Annotated in this window: 5 protein-coding genes; 2 read left to right on the top strand and 3 right to left on the bottom strand. The window is 60.7% G+C overall.

The features are described from left to right. The first annotated feature begins 110 nt into the window (after positions 1-110). Entirely contained in the window at positions 111-521 is a 411-nt protein-coding gene (locus JWQ61_RS05485; RefSeq protein ID WP_304359634.1) for a MarR family winged helix-turn-helix transcriptional regulator, read from the top strand. A 91-nt stretch (positions 522-612) separates the two neighbouring features. Here JWQ61_RS05485 and JWQ61_RS05480 read toward each other — a convergent pair whose 3' ends face one another. The 3 genes from JWQ61_RS05480 to JWQ61_RS05470 all read right to left on the bottom strand — a co-directional run bounded on the left by JWQ61_RS05480 (position 613) and on the right by JWQ61_RS05470 (position 7461). Continuing rightward, positions 613-3843, bottom strand: a complete 3231-nt coding sequence (locus tag JWQ61_RS05480; protein WP_304359633.1) for a di-heme oxidoredictase family protein — start codon at positions 3841-3843, stop codon at positions 613-615. A 488-nt stretch (positions 3844-4331) separates the two neighbouring features. Beyond that, entirely contained in the window at positions 4332-6941 is a 2610-nt protein-coding gene (locus JWQ61_RS05475; RefSeq protein ID WP_369684882.1) for an ESPR-type extended signal peptide-containing protein, read from the bottom strand. A gap of 154 nt (positions 6942-7095) precedes the next feature. Further along, positions 7096-7461: a hypothetical protein gene (locus tag JWQ61_RS05470; RefSeq protein WP_304359631.1), complete on the bottom strand. Its 366-nt coding sequence runs from the start codon at positions 7459-7461 to the stop codon at positions 7096-7098. A 246-nt stretch (positions 7462-7707) separates the two neighbouring features. On the opposite strand from JWQ61_RS05470, the gene JWQ61_RS05465 reads away from it, so the two are divergent. Continuing rightward, the coding region (locus JWQ61_RS05465) for a hypothetical protein (RefSeq protein ID WP_304359630.1) at positions 7708-8171 on the top strand (464 nt) is incomplete at its 3' end.

Below are 8171 nucleotides of genomic sequence, written 5' to 3'. Positions count from 1 at the left end.
ATGCGTTTCCATTTTTAATCACCTATGTTAGTATCATCATGCTTATATAAGCATCTTTATATTAATCGGGTAAATCGCCGAATGCAAGACCTTTATATAAATATCCTTACATGAAAAACACCAACGTACTGGAACTGGGTCGCGCGGTTAAACAATTGCAAAACCTCAATCATCGACGCCTGGAAACCGGTTTGCACGAGATCGCCACCACCCTCGCCCAATGGGACGCCTTGCGGGCCATTGACAACAACCTGGGTGCGTCAGCGCATGTGCTGGCGGAAGAGACTTTTCAAACCGATCAATCGTTTGGCACGCTGGCCACGCGCCTGATCGAGAAGGGGCTGGTGGAACGCTGCCAAGGCGTGGGCCGCGCCCTGATGCACAGCCTCACTCCCACCGGGCGCAACGTCCTTGAGCAAGGCCTGGCCATTGCCCGCCGCATCAACGACGAGTCATTCAGGAATCTGACCGAGGCGGAGCGCGCGCAGCTGCTGGCGCTGGTGCGCAAGGCCGTTGAATAACAGAGCAAAAAAATAGCTGTAATAAAAACGGCCGCCGGGTAGTTTATCTACTCGGCGGCCGGCGCGTCATGCAAAACAATCCTTAAGCGAACTACAGCGACCTGAGGAACGCCAGCAGCGCATCACGGTCCGTCGCCGACAGGGCCTGGAAGCGCTGGCGGGAACGATCCGCTTCGCCGCCATGCCACAGGATGGCCTCGGTCAGGCTGCGGGCGCGTCCATCATGCAGGTAACCGACCTTGGCGCTGTTGCCCATGACCTTGTCGGTGTAGCCGATACCCCACAAAGGCGCGGTACGCCACATGCCGCCTTTGGCCTGGCCTTCGGTAAACTTGTCGGCCAGGTCTGTGCCCATGTCATGCAGCAGCAAGTCGGTATAAGGATGGATCGTCTGGTTGCGCAATTCGGCAAACAGATGGCCCGGTCCAGTCTTCATCTCCGTCGCGTGGCAGGCCGTGCAGCGGATGTCCTGGAAGATCTTGGAGCCGCTGCTCACCTGGGCCGGATCGACGCGGTGTTCATCCAGCGGCGCCACGCCCTTGGGGAAACCGCTGGCGATGCTGCGCTGGGCCGGCACGCCCACCAGCGACAGATAGTTGGAGATCGATTGCAGGTCGGATTCCGAGATGCCCTTTTGCGCCCCGGCGGCAGCGCAGCCGGCAGGGTCGGTATTGCAGGCACGGTTGGGGTAGACCGGCGAGGTCACTGCCATGTCCAGCAGCAGCGCGGAAGCGGCCTGCTGGCGCAGCGTCGCCTTGGATGCCTTCCAGCCGAAACGGCCGACGCGCACGGCGCCCGATTCAGGATCGAAAACAAAGTTAGGCAAGCCCTTGACGCCATCTGCATCCGGCGTGGTCCGGGCGCGCGCCAGGATGTCCGCTTCCGGTACGGCTTCCAGCAAGCCGGTGCCGATCATCGGTTGCGCGGCGCGCAGCGAGACGGCATCCGGCACCGGCCCCTCGAACGCCAGCGTCGGTTTGCGTAGTTCGACTGCGGTGCCGTCGGCCAGCGTCACCGAACGGGATTCGAAGCCGCCGACACTGACGCTGTTGCCCCAGTTCTGCGAAGTGCCGCTGGCCGAGACGCCATTCATCTGGACCGCGGTGCCATACTGCGGATGCGGCAGCTGCTGCCCCGAGGCATCGATCATCGCCACCCGCACCGACATGCTGTCGAGCCGCTGGTTCAATCCGCCCGGCGCGATGCTGCGGCCGTTGTTGACGTGGCAGGCGATACAGGCAGACTGGTTGAAGCGTCCTCCCTGCAGCCCGACAGCCGGCGCGTAGCGGTCATTGCCCGGTTCGTTGTGATCGCCGGTGGTGAAGTTGGTATGCACCAGGCGCCGGCCTTCAACGAAGCGCTGCATGTTCTGCATGCCGACATTGTTCTGCGGCTGCTGGAACATGAACAAACCATTGTCCGAGTAGTTGTAGGATATCGAACCCACCCCGCCCGACAAGGTCTCGGCCGGCAGCGGCACCGAATTCAGGCGCGGCTGCACGCCGTACCAAGGCCGCAGGCCGGTTCCCACCACGTAGATCCATTCGGCCGAATAGTAGCGGATACCGCCGTCGTCGCCTTTGGCCAGCATGGCGTCCTTGGTCGAGAAGAACGACGGCGAAACTTCGATGATGTCGCCCACCACCAGCGGCCGTCCGGGGACGTTGCCGCCATTCGGGAAGCCGTCGGCGCCAAGCGCGCCATGCCCTGGGTAGCCGCTGACAGTCAGGCTGCAGCCGTTGTTGTATATGCCGGCGTTGGCCAGCTTGCCGTTCGGCGGGTAGGGCACGGAGGGGCAGATGGTGAGGTTGCGGTCGACCAGCTCGCCGGGATTCATCCAGCCGTAACCCGTAACGCCAGGCCGGTCAAAGGCGCGGAACCAGGCCACGCCGCCAGGCAGCTGGTCTTGCTGGAAGTACTGGTTGACTTTCAGCGTCGGCTTGGTCACGCCCGCCACGCGGCTATTGTCGACCACCTCGAAACCCCAGGTGCGGTTCTTGAAATACTGCGGCACAAAAGTCAGGTAATTGCCCGGCCCTTTGTCTACCGGTGCGCCGGTGGCCGGGTCGACCGTATCGTTAGGGCCATAACCGATTTCATTCCAGTCCTCGCCGCGCTCGCGGCCGTGGCGGGCCAGGCCGCGCGCACCGAAGCGGGTGACCAGCGTGCCGTCGGGCAGCGTGAACTGCAGCGTTTCCAGCGGCTCGGCCGACGTCGGCAATGGCGCCCAGCCGTTGCCGCTGGCGGGGAATTTCAGCGCCGATGTGGTGTTGTTGGGCAGCGTGTTGTCGCTGCCCGGCGTCTTGAACTGCACCTCGAACAGCGAGTAGCCATACTGCGTGGCCCGGGCCACGCCCTGCAAGCGGATGTAACGGGCATTGACGCCGAGGTTGAAGAATTCCTCGGTGCCGCCCTGGCCATTGCTCACGTAGCGCAGCTGCGACCAGGTCACGCCGTCGTCCGACACGCGCAGCGCGTACTGCTTGCCGTAGGAGTTTTCCCAAAGCAGCTTCATGTAGCCGACCTGCGTCTTGGCGCCGAAGTCGAACTGAATCCAGGCGCCATCCTCGGAGGCGCTGGACCAGCGCGTAGTCATTTTGCCGTCGATCGCCATGGCTGCCGACAAGCCCTGGTTTTCCAGGGCCGACGAGGTTGCAGCGATCGGCGTGATGATCACGCCCGGCTTGCTGGTGTCGACCGGCACTGGCGCCGGATCAGTGACCGGCGGCGCCACCGGGGCGCCGGAGAAAGCCTGGATTTCCAGGATCGAATAGCCGTACTGCGTCGAGCGTTTGATGCCCTTCATGCGCAGGAAGCGGCCCTGGCCCGAGAGCCCGGTCCAGTCTTCGGAGCCGCCGCCGCTATTGTCCACGGTCTTGATCGTGGTCCAGTTGGCGTTGTCGTCGGAGACCTGCAGCAGGTATTGCAGAGCGTGCGCGTTTTCCCAATCGATGTGCACGCGGTTGATGACCTGCGATGTGCCGAAATCCAGCGTCAGGTATTCATCGTCGGAGAAGCCGCTGCCCCAGCGTGTGTTCTCATTGTGGTCGATGGCCGCAGCAGCAGACAGGTCGCCGCGTTCCGACGAACTGGCGCTGGCGCTCACAGGCGTGAGCACGGTTTCCGCCGCCGAGCTCGCCGCGGCCAGGGCCTTGGACGACTTGGCTGCAGCATCCTGGGCGGCAGGATCGTCGCTCCCGCCGCCGCCGCAGGCTGCCAGCAGCAACGCCAGGGCGAGAGGCAGCACTTGGGTCGACAGCTTGCGTAACGGTCCGAAATTCGGCTCCAATTTCAGCCGACGCTGATATGGCACTTTGTTCATGGTGCATTCCTTTGTTTTTGTTATGACGTTCTGGTCAAAAACGATTTGTTTAGCTGGCTCGATAAACGGCGCCACGCCGGCAGTGCAAAAACTTGTATAGGAGCAAGTGTTGTACCAGCAATATTACTGAGGTCTTTTTCGACATTTAGTGGGAAATAAGGGGGCAATGAGTGAGCAATGGATGGGCAAAAAGCGGGCAATAAAAATTTATTGCCACTCATTGGTCAATGACTGACATTTTTTGTCGGCGCGACGGATGCGCGCAGCAAGCGGATCTTTTATTTGTTTAGTGCCGTAACGTTGACATCGTTTCCAGGCATGTAAAGGAGATGCGTTGCGCATTGAGATTACCGTTTGACGGGCGCCTATATGAATAGGGCTTCTGCAAAAAAAAGACCCTCTCCAGAAACTGGAAGAGGGCCAAAGGAGAGGGTAAAACTGTCAGGACTATCCTTCCCCCGCAAGCGAGGGAAGGAGCATTGCCGCGCTTACCAGGAGAAGCCGGCGCCGGCGCCGATCTGCAAGGTGCCGCGGGTCGAAGCTGCGCCGCCCACGCTCAGGGTACGGGTACCCTGGCCGTACACACGCTGGTAACCCAGCGCCAGGGCCGACTGGCCGTTCATGGCGCCGATGCCGACGCCAAGGCGGTTATTGCCCACCAGGCCGGCGGTGCTCATCGCCATCTGCGCGGAAGCAGTGCTCATCGCACCCAGTTCGTCCACCCGTTGATCCAGGCGGTCGATACGGTCGTTGACGCCGGAGATGGCGCCATCCAGCTGGCGCTTGTTGACGGCATCGGTAGGCGCGGTGCCGTCGGCGACGTTGGTCAGCTGGCGCTCGTTGCCGGCCGAGCCGAAGGAAACGCTGTTGTCGCGGTCAGCAACCGAACCGGCGCCGATGGCGACCGAGTTGCTGCCGGTAGCCGAAGAATTGGCGCCGACTGCGGTGCTGTCCTTGCCGCTGGCTTCGGCTTTGCTGCCGACTGCAGTGCTGTTCTCGCCGGAAGCGATGGCACCGCTGCCGACCGCCGACGAATTCTTGCCGGAAGCATCAGCGCCGACGCCGACTTGCGCATTGCCTGCCGGATTGACGCCGCCGTTGCCGCCGCCGCCGATAGTGCCGTCGGCAATGCCTTGTTCAATGTCGCCGACGCGGCCGTCGAGGTCGTCCAGCTGCTTGCCCTGGTCGCCGACGGCGCCGGTGAGGTCATCCAGCTTGCCGCCGATGATGCCGATTGCCGCATCGGCGTTATCGACAATCTTTTGCAGCTGCGCATCCAGGTCCGCCTTCATGCTGAACAGCTGGCCGCCGTTGACAGCCTGCATGCTGCCGGCGCCGATCAAGCCTGCGCTGAGGTTGTTGATCAGGGTGCCGTTGACGCCGCCCAGGCTCACCGCCGATTTGTCGGAGTTGTAGACCACGGCGCCGTTCAGTCCGGCGCCAAGGTCGGCCAGCGTGGTGTTGATGCTGGTGATGTTGGTTTCGGCGATGCCGACGCGGCCGTCGAGGGCTGTCACGTTGTTGTTGGTGGCAGTCAGCTGGCCGAAGTTGACCGCATCGTTGGCATTGACGCCATCGGCCACGCCGCTCAGGGTACGGTTGCCGGCGGTGCCGGCAAAGTTCACTACGGCGCCGTCGGTGGTCGAACCGACCGTCAGGTCAGCGCCTGCCGCAGACTGTTGCACCAGGCCGACCGTACCGCTGCCGATCTGGCCGGCCAGGACGTTGATGTCGGTCGTGTTCTGGGTCACACGGCCATCCAGCGCCGTCACATTGTTATTGGTCGTGGTCAGCTGGCCGAAAGTGGCGGCATCGCTGGCATTCACGCCATCGGCCACGCCGCTCAGGGTACGGTTGCCGGCGGTGCCGGCGAAGTTCACCACGGCGCCGTCGGTGGTCGAGCCGACCGTCAGGTCAGCGCCTGCCGCAGACTGCTGCACCAGGCCGACCGTGCCGCTGCCGATCTGGCCGGCCAGGGTATTGATATCGGTCGTGTTCTGGGTCACGCGGCCATCCAGCGCCGTCACATTGTTATTGGTCGTGGTCAGCTGGCCGAAAGTGGCGGCATCGCTGGCATTGACGCCATCGGCTACGCCGCTCAGGGTACGGTTGCCGGCAGTGCCGGCGAAGTTCACCGCTGCACCATCGTTAGCCGCGCCGACGGTCAGGTCTGCGCCTGCCGCCGATTGCTGCACCATGCCGACCGCGCCGCTGTTGAGCTTGCCTTCCAGCGTAGTGATGTTGGTGGCGTTGTTGGTGACATTGGTGTTGGTGGTCGACAACTGCGTGTTGAGCGCCGTGATATCGGCAGTGTTGCCGGCGATATTGGTTTCGTTGGTGCCGACGCGGGTAGTCAGCGCTGTGACATTGTTGTTGGTGGTGGTCAGCTGGCCGAAAGTGGCCGCGTCGGTGGCGGCAGTGCCGTCGGCGACGTTGACGATCTGGCGTTCGCTGCCGGCTGCGCCGACCGCCACTACGTTAGTGCGGATGCCTGTTGCAGAGTTGGCTCCCAATGCCACTGAATTGGTGGCAGTAGCTTGGGCATGATCACCTATTGCTACAGAGTTGTTACCAGAGGCGGTTGACCCGCTACCTATTGTAATAGCATAGTCTCCAGATGCAACAGGACCCCATATGACATTATTTACACCACCACCAATAGCAATAGAGCCAGTACCTGTTGCGTTTGCAGTAGTACCTAATGCAACAGCCCCATTTCCAATAGCCTGGCTAGATCGACCTAATGCAACCGTGTCAACACCAACTGCATTCGAGGCGCTACCAATTGCGATTGCACCACTGCCAGTCACGTCACCGTAAACAGGTGTCCATGCCACCAACGGGGAAATATCAGAAGCAATAGAAGCCATATCTTCAATACACATACCTTCAGTATTGACCACACCAGACTGCCCAGTTGGCAATTCACACACTTCACTAGCCATTGCCGAAGCAGCACTCAATGCCAACACACCGGCCACTGCGGTGCGGCGCAGGCTGCGGCTGGATTTGGTTTTGCCGTTTGATTTAGTTAATTCAGACACAGCGACGAAAATGCCGCTGGCCGCTTGAAAAATGACGCGAAACGATTGGTTCATGAGATTCCCCGTTGAGAGTGGATAAAAAAATTTTTAACGGGCGAAGTGTAGATTTCAATCGCGTAGTGATCTGTCGGTGTGCTCCTGCGCTTGCGTAGGAAAAATCCGATTTCTATCCTTTTATAAGGAAAAGTGTAAGGAATCGTGAAATGCGTCACGATTTTGTTTGCAGGGATTTTTCCTGGCCAGGGCATTTCCAGCCGTCCGCATTCGGAACAGCGCTGTCGCCGGCAGGCTGGATGAGGGTGAGTGTTGTTTTTTTGTGGCGTTGCTTGCGCAAATGAATGGCTGGCGCCATCCATTTAACAATGTTTTGCACAAAACACAGCGAAAGTAAATACCCGCAAAGCCAAGCGCCCGATGCTTCCGCAGCATCGCAGGAAGCGTTGCCGCAAGGGGCAGCGGGGGCCGCATCGGCGCACATATAGAGGCAGGCCAGCGTCTGCCGCCGCCCGCGCTTCCGCCAATATTCCTTGCTTAGGATTTGTCTTACATTTTTACAGGAATTATCTCCTGCCATCACCCATTCCCGCCTACAGACCGCATGTGTCCGCCTCTCTAAAATCCGCCCTATGTCGAAGTACGGCGCGTGAAAGAAAATTTTTTGCCGCCTGCCTCTACTGCGCATGGGGTGTATCCGGGGCAGCAATGGATCCGCCGACACGCGCAAGACTTCAATCCCAAGCGGTCGTTTTTCGTGTTGTGGCGTACCAGCGCTACCGCCGTACAGATCAGGCAGTACCCAAAAATTTTTTAAGGAATAAGCATGGCAGCGAGTGCAGTCAAATTACTAGTCGTCGATGGCAAGGAAATCACGCAAAGCGTGGACCTGCGCACGGCAAAACAAGGTTCAGTTACCAAGATCAAGGCTATCCGCGGCGGCAAGTTCATCCTGGCCGATACCGATACCGGCGCAGCGCCGGAGAACATTACCGTGCGCCGCGTCGGCAACGACCTGCACGTATCGCTGGAAGGTAGCGGCTACGACGATCCCGAGCTGATCATCGAAGATTATTATGGCCAGTCGGGCCAGGACGGGCAGCTGGTCGGCGTGGCCGAAGACGGCGCCTATTACGAATATATTGCAACTGACGCCGATGCCGCGCATGAACTCAGCGCGCTGGGCGACGGCGTCGCCTCGGCGCAGGCGCTGGGCAGCCAGCCATTGCTCGGCTTCGGCAGCGGGCTGGTGCCTGCCGCCGGCCTGAGCTGGCTCGGCCTGGGCCTGTT

The organism is Collimonas fungivorans (assembly GCF_028292705.1).
In the GTDB taxonomy this organism is placed as follows: domain Bacteria; phylum Pseudomonadota; class Gammaproteobacteria; order Burkholderiales; family Burkholderiaceae_D; genus Collimonas; species Collimonas fungivorans_B.
This window is presented reverse-complemented; position numbering and strand designations above follow the sequence as displayed.

Excerpts from the sequence above, each read along its gene's own strand:
- JWQ61_RS05485 (WP_304359634.1), top strand. The coding sequence starts at position 111 with ATGAAAAACACCAACGTACTGGAACTGGGTCGCGCGGTTAAACAATTG.
- JWQ61_RS05480 (WP_304359633.1), bottom strand. The coding sequence starts at position 3,843 with ATGAACAAAGTGCCATATCAGCGTCGGCTGAAATTGGAGCCGAATTTC.
- JWQ61_RS05475 (WP_369684882.1), bottom strand. The coding sequence starts at position 6,941 with ATGAACCAATCGTTTCGCGTCATTTTTCAAGCGGCCAGCGGCATTTTC.
- JWQ61_RS05470 (WP_304359631.1), bottom strand. The coding sequence starts at position 7,461 with ATGGCAGGAGATAATTCCTGTAAAAATGTAAGACAAATCCTAAGCAAG.